Origin of the sequence: Rhodococcoides trifolii, assembly GCF_014635345.1 — a bacterium.
GTDB lineage: Bacteria > Actinomycetota > Actinomycetes > Mycobacteriales > Mycobacteriaceae > Rhodococcoides > Rhodococcoides trifolii.
This window is the reverse complement of record NZ_BMCU01000001.1, coordinates 801,491-820,642: the sequence shown is the minus strand read 5'-3', so window position 1 is coordinate 820,642 and position 19,152 is coordinate 801,491. Positions and strand designations below refer to the sequence as shown.

Annotated in this window: 20 protein-coding genes and 4 tRNA genes; 8 read left to right on the top strand and 16 right to left on the bottom strand. The window is 65.3% G+C overall.

The annotated features are described in order from the left end of the window. Positions 1 to 81: 81 nt before the first annotated feature. Positions 82 to 2,103, top strand: a complete 2,022-nt coding sequence (locus IEW02_RS04010; RefSeq protein ID WP_188543361.1) for a CocE/NonD family hydrolase — start codon at positions 82 to 84, stop codon at positions 2,101 to 2,103. A 67-nt stretch (positions 2,104 to 2,170) separates the two neighbouring features. Next, positions 2,171 to 3,028, top strand: coding sequence for an alpha/beta fold hydrolase (locus IEW02_RS04005; protein ID WP_188544002.1), 858 nt, complete (start codon positions 2,171 to 2,173; stop codon positions 3,026 to 3,028). Between the two features lie 4 nt (positions 3,029 to 3,032). Here the strand turns inward: IEW02_RS04005 and IEW02_RS04000 are convergent, their stop codons facing one another. Together IEW02_RS04000 and IEW02_RS03995 are read right to left on the bottom strand one after the other, a co-directional pair. After that, complete coding sequence (locus IEW02_RS04000; RefSeq protein WP_229745848.1) at positions 3,033 to 5,357, bottom strand: thiamine pyrophosphate-binding protein; 2,325 nt, start codon at positions 5,355 to 5,357, stop codon at positions 3,033 to 3,035. Positions 5,358 to 5,579: 222 nt separating this feature from the next. Then, a complete protein-coding gene (locus IEW02_RS03995) occupies positions 5,580 to 6,200 on the bottom strand; it encodes a TetR/AcrR family transcriptional regulator (protein ID WP_188543360.1) in 621 nt (206 codons plus the stop codon). 106 nt (positions 6,201 to 6,306) lie between these two features. Between IEW02_RS03995 and IEW02_RS03990 the strand changes: the two genes are divergently transcribed. Genes IEW02_RS03990 through IEW02_RS03980 form a run of 3 tightly spaced genes read left to right on the top strand, consistent with a single transcriptional unit; the run spans position 6,307 to position 9,604 of the window. Next, positions 6,307 to 6,912, top strand: a complete 606-nt coding sequence (locus IEW02_RS03990; protein ID WP_188543359.1) for a VOC family protein — start codon at positions 6,307 to 6,309, stop codon at positions 6,910 to 6,912. 11 nt (positions 6,913 to 6,923) lie between these two features. Continuing rightward, positions 6,924 to 7,850, top strand: a complete 927-nt coding sequence (locus IEW02_RS03985) for a fumarylacetoacetate hydrolase family protein (protein ID WP_188543358.1) — start codon at positions 6,924 to 6,926, stop codon at positions 7,848 to 7,850. Then, complete coding sequence (locus tag IEW02_RS03980) at positions 7,847 to 9,604, top strand: FAD-dependent monooxygenase (protein WP_188543357.1); 1,758 nt, start codon at positions 7,847 to 7,849, stop codon at positions 9,602 to 9,604. The genes IEW02_RS03985 and IEW02_RS03980 overlap by 4 nt, the downstream gene beginning before the upstream one ends. Positions 9,605 to 9,688: 84 nt before the next feature. Here the strand turns inward: IEW02_RS03980 and rplA are convergent, their stop codons facing one another. From rplA to IEW02_RS03925, 11 genes are all read right to left on the bottom strand, one after another. Beyond that, positions 9,689 to 10,405, bottom strand: coding sequence for a 50S ribosomal protein L1 (gene rplA / locus IEW02_RS03975; RefSeq protein WP_188543356.1), 717 nt, complete (start codon positions 10,403 to 10,405; stop codon positions 9,689 to 9,691). A 76-nt stretch (positions 10,406 to 10,481) separates the two neighbouring features. Continuing rightward, a complete protein-coding gene (rplK, locus tag IEW02_RS03970; protein ID WP_188543355.1) occupies positions 10,482 to 10,916 on the bottom strand; it encodes a 50S ribosomal protein L11 in 435 nt (144 codons plus the stop codon). A 28-nt stretch (positions 10,917 to 10,944) separates the two neighbouring features. After that, positions 10,945 to 11,772 (bottom strand): transcription termination/antitermination protein NusG, encoded by an 828-nt coding sequence (nusG, locus tag IEW02_RS03965; protein WP_188543354.1) that lies wholly within the window; start codon positions 11,770 to 11,772, stop codon positions 10,945 to 10,947. Positions 11,773 to 11,830: 58 nt separating this feature from the next. Then, on the bottom strand, positions 11,831 to 12,223 hold the full coding sequence (secE, locus tag IEW02_RS03960) for a preprotein translocase subunit SecE (RefSeq protein ID WP_188543353.1): 393 nt from the start codon (positions 12,221 to 12,223) through the stop codon (positions 11,831 to 11,833). A gap of 48 nt (positions 12,224 to 12,271) precedes the next feature. After that, a tRNA-Trp gene (locus tag IEW02_RS03955) sits at positions 12,272 to 12,344 on the bottom strand. A gap of 126 nt (positions 12,345 to 12,470) precedes the next feature. Next, positions 12,471 to 12,899 carry a (3R)-hydroxyacyl-ACP dehydratase subunit HadB gene (gene hadB, locus IEW02_RS03950; protein WP_188543352.1) on the bottom strand — a complete coding sequence of 143 codons (429 nt, stop codon included), beginning with the start codon at positions 12,897 to 12,899 and terminating at the stop codon, positions 12,471 to 12,473. Then, the gene (gene hadA / locus IEW02_RS03945; protein WP_188544000.1) at positions 12,889 to 13,371 is read right to left on the bottom strand and encodes a (3R)-hydroxyacyl-ACP dehydratase subunit HadA; all 483 of its coding nucleotides are present in this window, start codon (positions 13,369 to 13,371) and stop codon (positions 12,889 to 12,891) included. Before hadA ends, hadB begins: the two co-directional genes overlap by 11 nt. A gap of 70 nt (positions 13,372 to 13,441) precedes the next feature. Further along, positions 13,442 to 13,609 carry a 50S ribosomal protein L33 gene (gene rpmG, locus IEW02_RS03940; protein WP_188543351.1) on the bottom strand — a complete coding sequence of 56 codons (168 nt, stop codon included), beginning with the start codon at positions 13,607 to 13,609 and terminating at the stop codon, positions 13,442 to 13,444. A 111-nt stretch (positions 13,610 to 13,720) separates the two neighbouring features. Beyond that, positions 13,721 to 13,793: transfer RNA gene (locus tag IEW02_RS03935), tRNA-Met, on the bottom strand. Between the two features lie 35 nt (positions 13,794 to 13,828). Further along, positions 13,829 to 13,901: transfer RNA gene (locus tag IEW02_RS03930), tRNA-Thr, on the bottom strand. A 136-nt stretch (positions 13,902 to 14,037) separates the two neighbouring features. Continuing rightward, positions 14,038 to 14,120, bottom strand: a tRNA-Tyr gene (locus tag IEW02_RS03925). Positions 14,121 to 14,248: 128 nt separating this feature from the next. On the opposite strand from IEW02_RS03925, the gene IEW02_RS03920 reads away from it, so the two are divergent. Further along, on the top strand, positions 14,249 to 14,740 hold the full coding sequence (locus IEW02_RS03920) for a YajQ family cyclic di-GMP-binding protein (RefSeq protein WP_188543350.1): 492 nt from the start codon (positions 14,249 to 14,251) through the stop codon (positions 14,738 to 14,740). 4 nt (positions 14,741 to 14,744) lie between these two features. Here the strand turns inward: IEW02_RS03920 and htpX are convergent, their stop codons facing one another. Then, positions 14,745 to 15,608, bottom strand: coding sequence for a zinc metalloprotease HtpX (htpX, locus tag IEW02_RS03915; RefSeq protein ID WP_188543349.1), 864 nt, complete (start codon positions 15,606 to 15,608; stop codon positions 14,745 to 14,747). 45 nt (positions 15,609 to 15,653) lie between these two features. Beyond that, positions 15,654 to 16,670 carry a polyprenyl synthetase family protein gene (locus IEW02_RS03910; protein ID WP_229745763.1) on the bottom strand — a complete coding sequence of 339 codons (1,017 nt, stop codon included), beginning with the start codon at positions 16,668 to 16,670 and terminating at the stop codon, positions 15,654 to 15,656. A 91-nt stretch (positions 16,671 to 16,761) separates the two neighbouring features. Here IEW02_RS03910 and IEW02_RS03905 point away from each other — a divergent pair, with 91 nt between their 5' ends. Both IEW02_RS03905 and IEW02_RS03900 read left to right on the top strand, forming a co-directional pair. After that, positions 16,762 to 18,021, top strand: a complete 1,260-nt coding sequence (locus tag IEW02_RS03905) for a geranylgeranyl reductase family protein (protein ID WP_188543348.1) — start codon at positions 16,762 to 16,764, stop codon at positions 18,019 to 18,021. 119 nt (positions 18,022 to 18,140) lie between these two features. Continuing rightward, positions 18,141 to 18,377, top strand: coding sequence for a hypothetical protein (locus IEW02_RS03900; RefSeq protein ID WP_229745762.1), 237 nt, complete (start codon positions 18,141 to 18,143; stop codon positions 18,375 to 18,377). Positions 18,378 to 18,438: 61 nt separating this feature from the next. Here IEW02_RS03900 and IEW02_RS03895 read toward each other — a convergent pair whose 3' ends face one another. Then, on the bottom strand, positions 18,439 to 19,140 hold the full coding sequence (locus IEW02_RS03895; protein ID WP_268236695.1) for a demethylmenaquinone methyltransferase: 702 nt from the start codon (positions 19,138 to 19,140) through the stop codon (positions 18,439 to 18,441). Positions 19,141 to 19,152 lie beyond the last annotated feature (12 nt).

Below are 19,152 nucleotides of genomic sequence, written 5' to 3'. Positions count from 1 at the left end.
TTCGACCATTCAGCTCGACACGTTCGACAGAATTTTCGAGCGAATGCAGTGATATCGACTCCGCAGCTGTTCAATCGGGGGATGACGTTGCAACCCGTTCGGCCCCTGGTCAGCCCCGAACGGGTCGTTCCGGAGCGGGCGCGGCCGGGACGCATCGGCGGCGTGCCGGTCCGGACCTTCCGCACGTTCCCCCGCGATCCCTCCGGCGGGTCCGCTGCCGACGCCTGGCGCGAACTGGTCGACGCCCCACCGGAGTACGACGGCGTCTCGATCACCCGCGACGTGCCGATCACGATGAGTGACGGAACCACCATCCGCGCGTACGTCATCCGGCCGGCCGACGAATCCGGCGTCCCCGCATCGGGTCGGTTCCCGACCATCCTCAACATCACGCCCTACAACAAGTTGCTGATCAAGAGCGTCGACAACATCCTGTCGGCGCCGGTCGTCGGGCCGCTGATCCGCCGGGTGTCGGCCCGGTTCGATCTGTCGGGAACTCCCTTCGACGGGATCACCGAGCTCACCCGCGTCGTCAGCGGCGGCGCGGCCGATCTGCTGTCGGTCAATCGGCTTCTGGTGCGCAGCGGGTACGTGCAGGTGATCGCCGACGCCCGTGGAACCGGATCGTCGACGGGAGTGTGGGACGTCCTGGGCGCACGAGAACAGCAGGACACCCTCGAGATCATCTCGTGGTTACGCGAGAGATCGTGGTGCGACGGGCACGTCGGCATGGCCGGAATCTCGTACTCCGCCATCAATTCTCTGCAGGCGGCCGCTGCAGGACCGGACGGTCTCGACGCCGTCTTCGCAGTCGAAGGTTCCGACGACATCGTGCGCGAGATCTTCGCAACGGGTGGCGCACCGTCGTTGTTCATTCCACTCTGGTTGACGACGGTCAACGCATTGAAGTGGGTGCCGTCGGCGGGCCTGGGAACCGGCTTGGCCGGGTGGCTCACGTCTCGGTTACGTTCTCCCGCAACGTCGTTGGTCGACCTGGCGGCAGGCTTCCTCTTCGGCGCCGACCCGCGCATCTACGACGACCCGTACTACGCGACCATCGACGCGCCCATCGAGAACATCGACGTCCCGACCTTCGTGTACGGCTGCTGGCACGACATCTTCGGCGGCGCGGCGCCCGACATCTACAACCGGCTGCGGCTACCTCGGGGCCGCAAGCAGCTGCTGATCGGCGACGGGTACCACGGCAACCCCGGCATCGGTTTCGGAGAACCGGGTTTCCCTCCTCGGCTCGACGTCCTCGAACGCGCCTGGTTCGACCGGTGGTTGCGTGGGATTCACAACGGAATAGAGAAATACGGGCCGGTGACCCTGCGCCAACAGGGCGGATCGTGGAAAGCGCACGGCGACTTCCCCGCGCCGCACGCTGTTCCGCAGCGGTTGTACCTGTCCGGAGAATCGTCCGGGACTGCTCGCCACGCCTCGTACGACGGATCGCTCCGCAGTACCGATTCCGTTGCGCGGACGGTTGTTGCGGTTCGGCCCGGCGCGCGCACCGTCGTCTCGCGAGATACGACGCAGGTACTGGCCGGCGTTCCGGCCGCGTTGGGCGGCGGATTCACCTACGACGCCCGCTTCGCCGAACGTGACGGGCTCACGTTCACCACGCCCGCTGCGACGTCGGCGGTGGTGTTCTCCGGTGCCGCCAATCTCCATCTCGTGACCGTCGCGCACGCACGAGAAGCCATGTGGGCTGTCAATCTGTGCGACGTCGCCCCCGACGGAACCTCCACCGTTCTCACCAACGGTGCGTTACTCGCGTCGCGCCGGGCCGTCGACGACGACCTGAGTACGTTCGCTCCGAACGGTGACTACCTGATCGCGCACCACCCACTGACGCGCGCCGCACTGTTGCCCGTCGTTCCCGGAGAGCCGACGACTCTCGACATCGACCTGCTCTCCACCGAGGCCGTCATCGAGGTGGGTCACCGGCTTCGAGTCGACGTCTACGCCGCGGACGCACCACGCTTCGTGCCGATCCTCCCGGATCTCCTGCGCACACGGTGGCGGGCACAGGACGTGATCCTCGATCCGCAGACTCCGTGTTTCCTGACCCTTCCGCTGCTCGGCGAGCCGGGCTGGTAGTCATAGGAACGTGAACACCACCCGCGGCATCGCCGACGCCAATGGCCTGAAGATCGCCTACGAGGACATGGGCGACGAGAACGACCCACCCGTCCTGCTGATCATGGGACTGGGGTGCCAACTGATCACCTGGTCGCTCGAGTTCTGCGAACGCCTCGTCGACGCCGGCTACCGCGTCATCCGCTTCGACAACCGAGACATCGGGCTCTCCTCCAAGATCGAGGGCGCCCGGGTGACCGGTAACCCCCTCCTGCGGCTGGTACGGCACGAGCTGGGGATGTCGAGCTCGGTTCCGTACACCATCGAGGACATGGCGATGGACACCGTCGGGCTGATCGACCACCTCGGGATCGACAAGGTGCACGTGGTGGGCGCGTCCATGGGCGGGATGATCACGCAGGTCTTCGCGGGCGCCTATCCGAATCGTGTTCTGTCCGTGTCGATTCTGTTCTCCAGCACGAACCAGAAGTTCCTTCCTCCGCCGGATGTCAAGGCCCTGCTCCCCCTGTTCAAGCCTGCGCCCAAGAACGCGTCACGACAGCAGATCATCGAGCGGTCGGCAGCCACCTTCGCGACCATCGGGAGCAAGAAGTACGCGTCGACGCGGGAGGAACGGCTCGCCGACGCCGCCGCGGCCTACGACCGAAACTACTACCCGCAGGGCCTGATTCGGCAGCTCGCCGCCATCACGGGTACCGGCAGTCTCGCCCGTTGGACCAAGCGCATCACCGCGCCGACGGTGGTGGTGCACGGCACCTCCGACCCGCTCGTCCGACCGGCCGGCGGCAAGGCGATCGCCCGCGCGGTGGCGGGATCCGAACTGATCCTGATCGACGGAATGGGCCACGATCTCCCGAATGCGTTGCTGGACAGAATCACCGCCGCATTCGTGAAGAACTTTGCCGAGGGTGCTCGCGCGATCTGATTCGTCAGTGCCCGGTGACGTCCAGGGCGGCGCCGACGATCGAGTCGGTGTCGATGTGGTGGTGCTTGTACACCTCGTCGAGGGATCCCACCTGCCCGAAGTTGCTGACACCCAACGACGTCGACGCAACCCGGTTGACGGTGGCCAGGAAGGCCAGCGTGTGCGGGTGGCCGTCGAGCACGGTCACCATCGGAGTCGCCCGGTCCGCGGGCAACAGCTGATCGAGAATCCACGATTCGCCGCCGCCGTGACCCTGCCGCGCTTGCACCGCGCGGTAGAGCTGGCCCGGACTGGTGATGCACAGGACGTCCGCGACGACGCCGACCTGCTCCAACCGCTGCGCCGCCGCCAGCGCCTCCGGGATCACGGCTCCCATCGCCGCGATGGTGACGGCGGCGCGGTCGCGCCGCACCAGGGGATAGCCGCCGGCCACGACCTGACGCCGGCGACGTTCACGCGCTGCGGGGTCGGTCGGGACGTCGGCCAAGGTCTGATCGACCGGCCGCGTCGAGAGCCGAAGGTACGCGGATGTGCCATCCGGTCGCCCGAGCCGCCCGATGCTCGCCAAGAGAGTCCATTCGACGTCGATCGCGAAGGCCGGCTCGTAGGAGATGCACCCGGGCTGTTCCAACCCGATGGACGGAGTCTTGATCGATTGGTGCGCACCGCCTTCCGCAGCCAACGTGACTCCGGACGGGGTGCCCACCAGGATGGACTGACCGCCCGCGTAGATGCCGTAGGACCACGGTTCCAACGCTCGTTCGACGAACGGGTCGTACATCACCCCGATCGGGAACAGCGGCTGTCCCCAGCGACTCCATGTCGCGCCGAGCTCCCCCATCAACCCGACGAGATTGGTCTCGGCGATACCGAGTTCCATGTGTTGACCGGTGGGGCTCTCGCGCCAGTGCATGATGGTTTCGGCGTCGTCCTCGAACCAGTCGTGACGTTCGGACGAGGACCACACACCGACCTTGTTCACCCAACTGCCCAGGTTGGTGCTCGAGCTGACGTCCGGGCTGACGGTGACGACTCTCTTCGCGGCGTCCGGCGCCTCGCGTGTCAGGTCGATCAGGACTCGCCCCAAGGCTGCCTGGGTCGTGGCCGTCCCCTTCGGTGTTCGACCGATGTCGGTGGGCACCGCGGGAGGCTCGGCCGGCGACACCGGTTCACGCCGAAGACGTTCCGCGGTGGCCGTGCACAACCGACCCGCGGTGCTCGCGTCGTCGAACGTCGCCCACGGCGCGTCCGGATCGATGCCGAGCGTCCGAGCGAGAGTGGCGTACTCCTCGACCGTCAGCAACGACGAATGGTTCTGCGGATGACCCTGGGTGGGTAGTCCGAAGCCCTTGACGGTGTACGCGATGATCACCGTCGGTCGAGTGTCGTCGATCCGCGAGTACGCCTCTCGCAACGCATCGAGGTCGTGCCCGCCGAGGTTGCGGATGGTTTCGGTGAGGACGGTATCGCTCAGATCGGCGATCAGATCGGCGATCGTGGCCGCCTCCGGTCCGTCTCCGGGCAGTCTCGTGCGCAGCTCGTCCGCCGAGCACCGAAGCAGCCGTTGGTATTCCGGGTTCGGCATGTCCAGGATCCGCCGACGTGCCGCGTCGCCACCCTCCTTCGCGAACAGCTCTTCGAGCAACCGCCCGAACTTGACCGTGAGAACCTGCCAACCCGCGGCGTCGAACATCTTCTCGAGGCGGCCTGCGGCAATATTGGGCACGACCCGGTCGAGTGACTGCCGGTTCAGGTCGACGATCCACACGATTTCTCCGAGTTCGGCGATACCCGGATCGATGATGGCTTCCCACACCGCGCCCTCGTCGAGTTCCGCGTCACCGACGAGTGAGTACTGACGGCCCGAGAAGGTGCCGGGCGACCCGGTTGCTTCACGCTCGACGAAACGGCGCGCCATGGCGCCCCAGATGGGAGCTGTCGCACCGATACCGACGGAGCCGGTCGAGTAGTCGACGGTGTCGGGGTCCTTGGCGCGCGACGGGTAGGACTGCAGGCCGCCGTACGCGCGCAGCGTCGTCAGATACTTCTCGTCGAGGTCGCCGAGCAGGTAGTTGATCGCGTGCAGCACCGGAGACGCGTGCGGCTTGACCGACACCCGGTCTCCGGGCTGCAACTGCTCGAACCACAGCGAGGTCATGATGGTGACCATCGAGGCACACGACGCTTGGTGCCCACCTACCTTGAGACCCGATGCATTGGGCCGAATCCGGTTGGCGTGGTGAATCATCGACGTCGAAAGCCAGAGGACCTTCTCCGCGATCTCACGGAGTTCGTCGCCGGTGGACGAGCGATTGTCGGCTGGACTGATGCTGGTCACGAGGGACTCCTGGTGTCGGCGTGAATCGAATGTCGTCCTGATGACAGCGTTCGGATCGCGAAACGCCACGGGGTAATCCCAACAGGCTGCGATGGTCGCGCACCCTGCGAACGAGTTGACCAGAGGCGCGCCGATTGCACAAGCAAGTCGCCGCGAATAACGCAGAATGCGCATCGTAGGTTCCGAGTAGCGGGCGCACTCTGGTCTTCCTGTTCAGCTCAGACGGCGAGCAGCCTCGACGACAGCGAGGAGCGTGTCGACGGCCAGCGCCACGAGCTGGTCCATCTCGAAATCCGGGTCGTCGAAGTACTCGTCGGCCGTCCGGTCGAGGAATCCCACCCATCCCTTCACTGCCGCGGTCATGACCGTGCCGAGCGGTTCCTCGACCTCGGCCAGCCGCGCAACCTGCAGCGCGCCCTTCGCGCGCGCGTCGTTCAGCGCGTCGGCGACCTCGGGGTCGCCCAGCACTCCCTCACGCGCGAATCGGCTGTAGGCGACGCGGTAGTTCTCCAAGAACTCGACGTGGCGGCGCACGAAACCTTCCAGTCGAGCCCGCCGGCTTTCTTCGTGCGGTCGCGGACCCTGGTGCTCGGCGAGCGTGCCCAAGATGTCCGCCAAGGCGGCGCCGACCAGTCCCTTCTTGTCGGTGAAGTAGTAGAAGAGCAGACCGTGTGCGACGCCGGCGCGACGTGAGATGGCGGCCGCGCTGATGTCGGCGTCGGCACCCTCTGCGATCAGTTCGATTGCCGCGTCGATCAGCGCCTGTCTGCGGTCGCGGCGCGGGGCCGACGCGCGTCGTGTCGACGGGGAGCCGGCGGGCTTGTTCGTGGCCATCGCCCTCGACAGTAGTTGACCCGACTGACCGTCGATCAATTTCTTGACTGTCAGTCAAAAATGGCTACCGTAGGAGTCCGGCAGAGTCGCTGACAGGAGGTTTTTCATGACGACGTCCGTTGCACCCGACTACATTGCGCACTGGGTGGTCAAGACGGCCCGCACCGACGAGATGGTCCGGTGGTACTCCACGGTCTTCGGCGCGACGATCGCGTATCAGGACGAGGGCATCACGTTCCTCACCTGGGACGACGAGTCGCACCGCCTTGCTCTCATTGCGGTTCCGAAACCGGTCAGGTTCGTGTTCCCGTTCGCCAAGCTCAAGCGGAAGGCGTACGGGATCGACCACATCGCACTGACGTTCGTGTCTCTGGAACGGTTGCTGGAGAACTACGTTCGGTTGAAGCGCCTCGGCATCGAGCCCGTCTGGTCCATCAATCACGGTCCGACCATCTCTCTGTACTACGAGGATCCGGACGGCATCAGGCTCGAGTTCCAGGTCGAGAACTTCGATCCCGAACACACGTCGGCCTTCTTCTTCACCGACGAGTTCGCCCGCAATCCGATCGGTGTGAACATCGACCCGGAATACCTGCTGAGTCAGCTGCGCAACGGCGTCCCCCACGAGGAACTTCGGCGACGTGAGGCTGGGACGCGGCCGGGTCACCCGGTGATCGCGAACAAGAAGACCATCACACCCAAAACCTTGTAGGGGGAATTTCGATGTCTGTCAGCGTGATTCGAACGGTCGACGCCTGGTGGCGTCTCGACGGCGACACAGCGGTACGTATCGACACGGCGGCGTCGACCACCAAGGAGTTGCTCGCCGACCGTGCCGCAATCTCGGCCGCCGACGGCGACGGGGTCGACGTCGGCGAGCTCGAACTCGTCTCGCCGGTCACGGCACCGTGCCGAGTCGTGGCCCAGCTGCTCAACTACCGATCGCACGCGCTCGACACCGGAGCAGACCCGGACACACTGCAGCCGACGTTCTTTCGGAAATCCTCCGCGTCGATCAGCGGTCCGCTGGACCCGATCAGGCAGCCGGCACATGTCGCTCTACTCGACTACGAGATCGAGTTGGGAATCGTCGTGGGCGCGGACATCGAGATCGGAACGACGGTCACGCAGGAGAACCTGCACCAGTACGTCGCGGGTGTCGTGGTAGCCAACGACGTGTCGGCCCGCGAGGTACAGCTGACCAAAGTGCAAGTGTACGAGAGCAAGTCGTACCCGACGTTCACTCCGCTCGGCCCTCGACTGGTACTGCTCGACGCCGACGAACTGCGCCGCATTCCCGATCTGCACATGACGCTGGCGGTCAACGGCGACACCCGGCAGGACCAGACCATCGGCGACGACCTCATCACCCCGCCCGCCGACGCACTCACCAGGCTCGCGGCCTTCCAATACATGACTGCAGGGGACGTACTGCTGACCGGAACTCCGATCGGCACGGCCATCTCGGCGCCACCGAAGATCGTGCAGAAGCTCGGTGAGTTGATTCCCCCGTCTCTGAAGTGGAAGTTCTTCTTCGGTCGACAGGCGAAGAACCCGAAGTACCTGTCCGTCGACGATGTCGTCACCGCGAGCATCCGCACCGCAGACGGATCCATCGACCTGGGGACCCAGGAAACGGTGGTTCGATGAGTGCACCCGTCGCCGTCGTCGGAGCCGGACCGGCCGGCGCCACCGCGGCACTTCTGTTGGCGCGCAGAGGTATTGCCACCACCGTGCACGAGCGCCGCGAGTCGCCCCTGTTCCACCCGGCCGCACACGTGATCAACGCCCGCAGCCTCGAAATCTGGACCAGCTACAGCCCCGAGCTCGCGACGTCGATCGCTGCGCTGTCGCCGCCGCACGAGACGGTGAACCTGATCAGCTGGTACGGCGACCTGGACGATCGAGCGATCGGGTCCATCGATCTACTGTCGGACCCCGAACGCAAAGCCGTCGTCGAGAGCCAGAGCCCGTTCATGGTCTCGCACATCGGGCAGCACATCCTGATGCCGACACTGTGGCAGGCACTCGAGGCCGAACCTCTGGTCGACTTCCGACGTGGAGTCGACGTCGACCCTTCTCGGGCGATACGCGATCAGCTCGGCGCTCGGTACCTACTGGCGTGCGACGGCGCCAACAGCGCCATCCGCGATGCCGCCGGCATCACCATGACCGGTCCGGTACTCGCGAACATGGGTAGCGCGTTCTTCACGTCGAAGACGCTCTTCCCCGACGACGCTCGACCTCTTCTCTCATGGATCTACACGCCCGAGCTGTGCGGCGTGCTGATCGCACACGCCGACCATCGCTACATCCTGATGACCGCGTATCTGCATCCTGCGCAGGAGATCGCGAGCGACAGCCGGCGGTTCTGGCTCCGCACGCTGCCGACCGTGTTGGGTGAGAAAGACTTCGAGCTCGAATCCACCGGTACCTGGGTCATGACGTCGCAGCTCGCCGACCGGTTCCGCGACGACCGTCTCCTTTTGCTCGGAGACGCCGCCCATCGCTTCCCGCACACCGGCGGCTTCGGCCTCAACTCCGGGGTGCAGGACGCACACAACCTGGCGTGGAAACTCGATGCCGTCCTCTCCGGCGCCGCGTCACCGGCGCTGCTCGACACCTACGACACCGAACGTCGGCCAGCAGTCGAGAAATTCGCGGATCAAAGTGTGGCCAACCACTTCAAGTTGGACGAGATCGGCAAGCGGGTGGGGATCACCAACGCGATGCTCGCCAAGGCTACGAGGGCGATGGCGCGTAGGCCGCTGAGCTGGGTCCCCGGCGCCGTGGCTGCGCCGATCGCGACGGCCGCGACGCGTGGGCAGACGAAGCGGTCGCAGCGGTTGAACCGTGACGCACCCGGCTCGACGAAGTTGCGAGCGGACATCGCCGAAGCCATCCCCGATCAGGTCGAGCACTTCGTGTCGACAGGTCTGCAGTTCGGTTACCTCTACGACAGTCCACTCGTGGCGCACGATCACGCCGCCAAACCGTCGGAGGACGTGGTCGACTATTTCCCCACCACCTACCCCGGTGCTCGCCTCCCGCACGCCATGCTGAGCGTCGACGGTCGATCGGTGGCCGCGCACGACGCACTGGACCCGAACCGGCTGTCGCTGTTCACCTTCGGTGGGCCATCTGGTTCCGGAGGTCAGTGGTCGGCAGCCGTTTCCGGTGCTTCCGTTCCCGCCCCCGGCGTGACGGCGGTCGAGATCTCGGACGATTCCGCAGTGGACCTCTACGAAGTGGGAACGGACGGGGCGGTTCTCGTACGACCGGATGGCCACGTCGCCTGGCGGACAACGGAACCCGCACATACCGGCCTGCGGGGGCTGCTCGACTTCCTCGCCACCCAGTGGGGTGACTACTACGAGGTGCCCGCGCATGCGAGGTCCGTGTAGAACGCGGTGGGTCCGGGTTGCGGTGGGTCGGGCGCACAAAAGGCCGGCACCCTCACGGGTGCCGGCCTTTTTGTGCAGAACTACTTACGCTTCTGCATCCTCGAGGAGGTTGCGGGTACGGTTCGGGTCCACCGGGATGCCCGGTCCGGTGGTGGTCGAGACCGTGACCTTCTTGACGTAGCGGCCCTTCGCCGACGACGGCTTCGCGCGCAGGATCTCGTCCAGCGCGGCGCCGTAGTTCTCGACCAGCTTGGTGTCGTCGAACGACGCCTTGCCGATCACGAAGTGCAGGTTGGCCTGCTTGTCGACGCGGAAGTTGATCTTTCCGCCCTTGATGTCGCTGACAGCCTTGGTCACGTCGGTGGTGACCGTGCCCGTCTTCGGGTTCGGCATCAGGCCACGCGGTCCGAGGACGCGGGCGATACGGCCGACCTTGGCCATCTGGTCGGGAGTCGCGATGGCGGCGTCGAAGTCGAGCCACCCACCCTGGATCCGCTCGATCAGGTCCTCGGCGCCCACGGCGTCGGCTCCGGCGGCGGTCGCTTCGTCGGCCTTGGCGCCGGCGGCGAACACGATCACGCGTGCGGTCTTACCGGTTCCGTGGGGGAGGTTGACGGTGCCGCGCACCATCTGATCTGCCTTGCGGGGGTCGACGCCCAGACGGACTGCGACCTCGACGGTGGGGTCGAACTTGCTCGACGCGGTGTCCTTCGCGAGCTTCGCTGCGGCGAGCGGCGAGTACAGCTCGTCCTTGTCGATCTTTGCTGCTGCGGCCTCGTAGGCCTTGCTGCGCTTTGCCATTGAAAATTCCGTTCGTTGGTTCGTGAAGGTTGTGGTTGACAGGCCTGGCCGGCCCTCCCACAGCTGCTGTGTTGTTCTAGCCCTCGACGGTGATGCCCATCGACCGTGCAGTACCGGCGATGATCTTCGCGGCCTGGTCGATGTCGTTCGCGTTGAGGTCTTCCTGCTTGGTCTTGGCGATGTCGCGCACCTGGTCCATCGTCACCTTGGCGACCTTGGTCTTGTGCGGCTCACCCGAACCCTTGGCGACGCCGGCTGCCTTGAGCAGCAGCTTCGCAGCGGGAGGAGTCTTCAGCTTGAAGTCGAAGGAGCGGTCTTCGTAGACCGAGATCTCCACCGGCACGACGTTGCCGCGCTGCGACTCGGTCGCAGCGTTGTACTGCTTGCAGAACTCCATGATGTTGACGCCGTGCTGACCGAGGGCGGGGCCCACGGGCGGTGCCGGGTTTGCGGCGCCGGCCTGGATCTGAAGCTTGATGATCCCGGCTAGCTTCTTCTTCTTGGGGGGCATCTGTCTTTCCTTGTTTCGTTGTGGGGATTTAGATCTTCGCGACCTGCGTGAAGTTCAGCTCGACCGGTGTTTCGCGGCCGAAGATCGAGACCAGCACCTTGAGCTTCTGCGACTCGGCGTTGACCTCGCTGATGCTGGCGGGCAGGGTCGCGAACGGGCCGTCCATGACGGTGACCGACTCGCCGACCTCGAAGTCGACCTCGATGGTCGGCTTCGACGTGCCGTCGGACGACACCTCTGCGGCGCCGCCACCGGCGGTGACCTTCTTCTTCTCTTCCTGCGGGAGGAGAAACTTGACGACCTCGTTGATGGTCAGCGGCGACGGGCGCGAGGTGGCGCCCACGAAGCCGGTGACGCCGGGTGTGTTGCGCACCGCGCCCCACGACTCGTCGTTGAGCTCCATGCGAACGAGGATGTAGCCGGGCAGAACCTTGCGGTTGACCTGCTTGCGCTGACCGTTCTTGATCTCGGTGACCTCTTCGGTGGGTACTTCCACCTGGAAGATGTAGTCACCGACGTCGAGGTTCTGAACGCGGGTCTCGAGGTTGGCCTTGACCTTGTTCTCGTATCCGGCGTAGCTGTGGATGACGTACCAGTCACCGGGCGCACGGTGAAGCGCAGCCTTCATCTCGGCGACGGGATCGGCGGGCTCGGCATCGATGGGCGTCTCGTCGACGCTCACGTCGGAGTCGGCCTGGTCGGACTCGGCACCGGTTGCGGCGGCGACATCTTCGGCGATCGCCTCGTCGATCTCGCGGTCCTGAGCAGCCTTCTCCGCTTCGAGGCCCTGCTTGGTGGCCTCGATGTCCGCGTCGACTGCGGCGATCTCGACGGAATCGTTGTGGGGTGCGCTCACGTGAGGTGCACTCGCTTCCTTGCTCGTTTCGGTGGTGGATGGCGAACCTACGTTCGGACTAGCCGAACAGCCAGGTCACGCCCTTGATGAACGCCAGGTCGAGCCCACTGATGTAGGCGACCATGAACGTCACGAACACGACCACCACGATCGTGTAGGTGACCATCTGCTTGCGGTTCGGCCAGATGACCTTGCGCAGTTCTGCCACGACCTCGCGGAAGAACTTCCGCAGGCGCTTGAAGATGTTCTGCTTCGGGGCGGCTTCCTTGCGTGTCCGATTCTCGACACGGCTGGCGGTGGCGACCGACTTGCCTGCGGTCTCTGCCTCGGCGGCAGCAGGCCGGCGGCGCGGACGCTTGCCCGTGGGTTTGGCGACGTCGGAAGCGTCGGTGGATGACTCGGTGCCCTCAGGATCGACCGATCCGTCGGAGCTGCCGTCGCGCACGCTCACCGAAACTTCCTCTCGTCACAGGGTGCACTCGCACAGGGAGTGCCAGGGCAGGGGCGACAGGACTTGAACCTGCAACCTACGGTTTTGGAGACCGTTGCTCTACCAATTGAGCTACGCCCCTCCGGCAGTGCCGAAGCTCTGCCGTTCCGGGATCACACACCCTCCGCGCCTCCTTACAGGCAGCGCGCAGCGCTGAGCAACCCCAGAAATCTCAGTGTACTGCACCCCTCAGTGACGAATGAAATCGTCAGGCGAGGTTGACGGTGGCCGTGGCCCGTCCGAAGATCTTCTTGCCTTCGAACTTCGCGATGATCGCAATGGTGGCCTGCTTCGCCTCGGCGTCCAGGGACTTCACCTTGCCGGTGAACTCGACCTGCGCGGGCGAGGTTTCGGGAACGAGAACCGGGCTGGTGAATCGCACGTTGTACTCCGCGACGGCACCGGGATCGCCCAGCCACGACGTGACGTAGCCGGCGCCGAGACCCATGGTCAGCATTCCGTGGGCAACGACCGTGGGCAATCCGGCCAACGTCTTGGCGACGGGATCGCTCCAGTGGATCGGGTTGGGGTCCCCGGACACCCCGGCGTAGTTCACGAGGTCGCCGCGGGTGAGTTCGTACGTCCGGTCGGGAAGGTCGTCACCGACGGACACGTCGGACAGCTTCTTACAGCTCATGCATCATCACTCCCTTGACCGTGTCCATGTAGGAGACGTCCGACGCTCCCCCGGTGCGAGCAACCAGGGTGGTCCAGGACGACACGACTGCCTCGCCGGATGCGTTCGAGATGATGTTCTTGGTGATGAAGATGTCGCTGCCGCCCATCTGGCGGAACGATTCGAGGTACACGTCGACCATCAGGTGGTCGCCGGTGCGAATCGGGTGGTGGAACTCGAGCCGCTGATCGGCCTGCATGATCTGGCTGACGTCGTAGCCCTTGATCACCGTGTCGAACATGGCCTTCTGCGCCATGACACCGACGATCGACACGAAAGTCAGAGGCGCGATCAGCCCGTCGTACCCGAGATCCTTGGCTGCCTGCTCGTCGTAGTGCACGGCGTGGCCGTCCTGCACCGAGCGTGCGTACTCACGAATCTTCTCGCGGCCGACCTCGTAGAAGTCGGGCATCCGGTAGTGATGCCCGACCATCCTGAGCGCGTGCTCGGCGGGACTCTCGGTCTCGTCGACCGTGGACGCGGAGGTCACCAGAGAGGGAAGGTCAGCGCGATTCGCGGTGCGCGCGATGCGTTCCGCAGTTCGGGCAGAACTTCTTGATCTCGAGCCGGTCGGGATCGTTACGACGGTTCTTCTTGGTGATGTAGTTGCGGTGCTTGCACTGCTCACACGCCAAGGTGATCTTGGGGCGAACGTCTGTGGAGGAGGCCATTGCGATGCCTGCTTTCGGATATAGCGTTTGTCGGATCTAGCGCTGGGCGGGTGCTGCGCCGGTCTGCAGTACTCACTTCGTCGCGCGCAGCAGCAGCGAAGTTCTCGTGTGTAGCGATGGCCGGACTTGAACCGGCGACACAACGATTATGAGTCGTTTGCTCTACCGACTGAGCTACACCGCCTCGGTGCCGGACGCCGGCCGGCGCTCGGTCCCGCGAGCCCCCTAACGGAATCGAACCGTTGACCTTTTCCTTACCATGGAAACGCTCTACCGACTGAGCTAAGGGGGCATGGTTCAGCGCATCGAAAACCGCGCCGAAGCCTTCCGAAGGTTACACAGTGTGGGGACTCAGGGACAAACCGGCTGCTCACACCCCTCTTACAACGTCAGCCCCGCCAGGAAATTCCTGACGGGGCTGACGTGTGTGGCAGATGTAGGATTCGAACCTACGTAGGCATAAGCCGACGGATTTACAGTCCGCTCCCATTGGCCGCTCGGGCAATCTGCCGGGTGCGCCTGCGCGCTGGAGAACTGTACAACGCGCTATCCCCTTCAACGCAAACCGGCTGATCAGCTACCGTCGTGCGTTGTTCCTGGATCAGTGTTTCGTAGACCCTATTGTCGAAGGAGTATTCGGTGGCCGACTCGTCGTTCGACGTCGTGAGCAAAGTGGACCGTCAAGAGGTCGACAACGCCCTGAACCAGGCCGGCAAGGAGCTGTCGACGCGCTTCGACTTCCGCAACACCGGCGCCACCATCGAGTGGTCCGGCGAGGAAGCGATCGTCATCACAGCCGACGCAGAGGAGCGCGCCAAGGCCGCACTCGACGTGTTCAAGGAGAAGCTGATTCGCCGCGACATCTCGCTCAAGGCGTTCGAGGCGGAGGACCCGGTGCAGTCGGGCAAGACGTACAAGATCACCGGCACCCTGGTGCAGGGCATCACCACCGAGAACGCCAAGAAGATCTCGAAGAAGATCCGCGACGAGGGGCCCAAGGGCGTCAAGGCGCAGATCCAGGGCGAGGAACTACGCGTCAGCAGCAAGAAGCGCGACGACCTTCAGGCCGTGCAGCAGCTGCTCAAGGGTGAGGACTTCGGCATCGCGCTGCAGTTCGTGAACTACCGCTAGCGCGTCACAAGTACGGCCCGCCGGCCAATTTCTCGAGCCGCGCAATGCGCTCCTCCATCGGCGGGTGGGTGGAGAAGAGCTTGGACGCCTTGTCGCCCATGCGGAACGGGTTCGCGATCATCAGGTGCGACTGCGCCGTGAGGCGCGGCTCGGGCGGTAGCGGGGCCAGTTGTGTGCCCGACGCGAGCTTGCGCAGCGCCGACGCCAACGCCAACGGATCACCCGTCAGTTCGGCGCCGGACTGGTCTGCCTGGTACTCACGCGAGCGGGACACTGCCAGCTTGACGAGCGACGCCGCAATCGGTCCGAGCATCGAAACCAACAGCAGCGCAATCGGATTGGAACCCTGACCGCGACCGCCGAACGCGTTGGCGAAGAAGGCGAAGTTGGCGAGACCGGAGATCACGGCCGCCATGGCGCCGGCGACGGACGAGATCAGAATGTCGCGGTTGTAGACGTGCGACAGCTCGTGCCCGAGAACCGCGCGCAGCTCCCGCTCGTCCAGCAAACCGAGAATTCCCGACGTGCAGCACACGGCCGCATTGCGCGGGTTGCGGCCGGTGGCGAACGCGTTGGGGGCGTTGGTGGGGCTGATGTAGAGCCGGGGCATGGGCTGGTGCGCCGATGTCGCCAGTTCGCGCACGATCGCGTAGATGCGCGGGTACTCGACCTCGGTGATGGGGACCGCATGCATCGACTTCAGCGCGAGCTTGTCGCTGTTGAAGTACGCGTAGCCGTTCATACCGACGGCCAGAACGACCGAGATCAGCAGAATGGTCGGACTCTGAAACAGAGCACCGATGAACACGATCAGGGCCGACATGCCGACCATCAACCCGAAGGTCTTGGCTCCGTTCGCGAACTTCATGACCGTTCAACGATCGAGACCGGCCGCGCGGTTCCCGCCGAACGATCAGCTCACGCGGGCGACGGTGTACTCGACGAGATGGGTCATCGCATCGTTGGCGGGGCCTTGCGGCAGCGCGGCCAACTCGTCGTGAGCGCGCTGGGCGTACGACGAGAGAGTGGCCCGCGCGTGAGCCATGCCGGGTGAGCGAGCCAGCAGTTCGAGAGCTTCGGCCAACGCGTCGTCGTCGGTGACCGGACCGGCGAGCAGTTCACGGAGGCGGTCGCCGTCGGGTCCGCTCTCCCGCAGTGCATACAGGACGGGCAAGGTGTGCACACCCTCGCGCAGGTCGGTGCCGGGAGTCTTGCCCGACTGAGCCGCGTCGGAAGAGATGTCGATGATGTCGTCGGCAATCTGGAACGCCGTGCCGACGGCGTCGCCGAGGCGCTCGAGTCGACCGGTGTGGTCGTCGTCGCCTCCGGAGAACGTGCCGCCGAACTTGCCGCACGCGGCGATCAACGAGCCCGTCTTCTCCCACACCGTCTTGATGTAGTGATCGACGGGATCCTGGCCGGATTTCGAGCCGACGGTCTCGCGCATCTGACCGGTGACGAGCGCCGCGAACGTTTCCGCGATCGTGAGCACTGCACCGGGTCCGAGTGTGGACACCAGGCGCGAGGCGTGGGCGAACAGGTAGTCGCCGGCGAGGATGGCGACGCTGTTGCCCCAGCGTGCGTTCGCACTCTCCACGCCGCGGCGCATGGTGGCCTCGTCCATGACGTCGTCGTGGTAGAGCGTCGCGAGGTGCACCATTTCGAGGACGGTGGCGGCGGTGACCACGTCGGGATCGGCCGGCTTCGGGCCGAACTGCCCGCACAGAATGGTGAACAGCGGACGGAACCGTTTGCCGCCCGCTTTCGCAAGATGCAGCGCGGCTTCGGTGAGGAAATCCTCGCCGTCGGACAGCTCGTCGACCAGCAGCGTTTCGACGTCGGCCAACATCGTGCGCACCGACGCGGCGAGCGTCGCGTCGCCGAGATCGACACCGGCAACCACCGTCGAAGCGTGTTCCGTGTCGGTCACCGTGCCAGCACCTGTCTCTTCTTCCGTACCCGAGGGAGTTTCTTCTACGCCCTCGACTATGCCCAACCTAGCGTGCCTGGATGATGGAGTGATGACCCGAGCACCAGGTGGCGACGCGGAACGCCTGCCGAGCCGAACGGACGTCCTCGTCGTCGGCGCGGGACCCGCCGGTTCCGCTGCTGCTGCCTGGGCGGTTCGTGCAGGTCACGACGTTGTTCTCGCGGACTCAGCGACGTTCCCGCGGGACAAGACCTGCGGCGACGGACTGACACCCCGTGCGCTCGCCGAGCTGGATCGGCTGGGTGTCGGTGAGTGGGTTCGCTCACGTGGCATCAACCGGGGGCTGCGCCTGACGGGCTTCGGTCAGGAGCTCGAACTCGAATGGCCGGGCGGCTCGCTTCCCAAGGTGGGCAGCGCGGTCCCCAGGTCGGAGCTCGACGACGCGATCCGCCGGGCTGCGGTCGACGACGGCGCCGTCATGGCGTCGGGCGCCAAGGCGGTCGAGGTGACGCGCGACGGAAACCGGGTGCGATCGGTGACGTTCGACACCGCCGCCGGCCCGCAGACCGTGGAGTGCACCACCTTGATCGTCGCCGACGGCGTTCGCTCCCCCGTGGGAAAGAAGCTGGGACGCGAGTGGCACCGCGACACCGTCTACGGGGTGGCAGCGCGGGCGTACGTCACCTCGGCACGCTCGTCCGACGAATGGATCACTTCGCATCTGGAACTGCGCGACGCCGCGGGAACGCTGCAGGCAGGGTACGGCTGGGTGTTCCCACTCGGAACCGGCGAGGTCAACCTCGGGGTCGGCACTCTTGCCACGGCCAAGCGACCCGCCGGTGGAGCGCTGAGACCGCTGCTGGAACTGTATGCGTCACAACGTGAATCGGACTGGGGCCTGTCCGGCGAGGTCCGGGGTTACGCGTCGGCTCTGCTACCGATGGGCGGCGCGGTCTCGAACGTCGCCGGAGAGAACTGGGCCATCATCGGCGACGCGGCCGCGTGCGTGAACCCGCTCAACGGCGAGGGAATCGACTACGGCCTCGAAGGCGGGCGGCTCGTCGCGGACGTGTTGCGCGAGAAGGACCTGACCGAAGTGTGGCCCGCAATTCTGCGGGAGCACTACGGGCAGAGTTTTTCCGTCGCCCGTCGCCTCGCCGGCCTGTTGACACTCCCGAGGTTCCTCCCTGCCGCGGGACCCGTCGGCATGCGGTCGACGGCTCTCATGCGTATTGCCGTGCGCTGCATGGGCAATCTGATCACCGAGTCCGACTCCGATGTCGTGGCCAGGGCGTGGCGGGCATCGGGGTCGACGTCGCTCAAGGTCGATTCCCGGCCGCCGTTCAGCTGACAATCGGGTAGTCCACTACTCGCGTCTCCGCACCCTCCGGTCCATAACGTTCGAGTCGTCGACACGGAGTCGACTCGCGGTCGGGGCCGATCGCGGAGGTCACGATGAGGAGATGTGCCATGAGTGATATCGGCGTCGCAGAAATCGGATCGGATCAGGTACTGACGAGGGAAGAAGGTGTCGCGCTCGGCGAGCGCAACGCGCATGCAGCGTCCACTGCGCAGTGGCACTGGATGGGCAACTACGGCAACGTCTACGACGTCGTCGCGGTCGCCAACAGCCGTGGGTGCGGGACGGGTTCGCTGGTCACCGACTTCCAGACCAACGGACTGATGCCGACGTACATGTTCTACTGATCCGCCCCCCGATTCGGGCCGACTCGGCGCAGCCCCGACACTGCGCCGAGCCTCCTGTCGTTCAGCGGGCTTTGACCGCGCTGTGCAGGGCTACGATCCCCGCAGTCAGGTTGCGCCACTGCACATCTCCCCACCCGGCATCCGCGAGACGCTGAGCCAGTTGCTTCTGCGTCGGCCACGCACGGATGGACTCGGCCAGATACACGTAGGCGTCGGGGTTGCTGCTGACCGCACGGGCGACCGCGGGCAGCGCCTTCATCAGGTACTCCATGTAGACCGTGCGCAGGGGCGCGAAAACCGGAGTCGAGAACTCGCACACCACGAGTCGCCCACCCGGCCGCGTCACACGCAGGATCTCACGCAGACCCGCGTCGAAGTCGGACACGTTCCGCAGGCCGAACGAGATGGTCGCAGCGTCGAACACGTCGTCGCCGTACGGTAGGTGCATCGCGTCACCGGCGACCATCGGGACCTCGCGCGCTACACCAGCTTTCAGCATTCCCTTGGAGAAGTCGGTGGCCACACACCACGCGCCCGAACGCGCCAACTCCTCCGTCGACACCCCGGTACCCGCTGCGAGGTCGAGTACCGACTCCCCCGCCGTCAGGTTCAGCGCCTCGCGCGTTGCCTTGCGCCATCCGCGGTCCTGACCGAAGGACAGGACCGTGTTGGTGATGTCGTACCGCTTGGCGACGCCGTCGAACATCGACGCGACGTCCTGCGGCTTCTTGTCGAGCTGAGCCCTGCTGCCTCGAGTTTGCACATCTTCGACGGT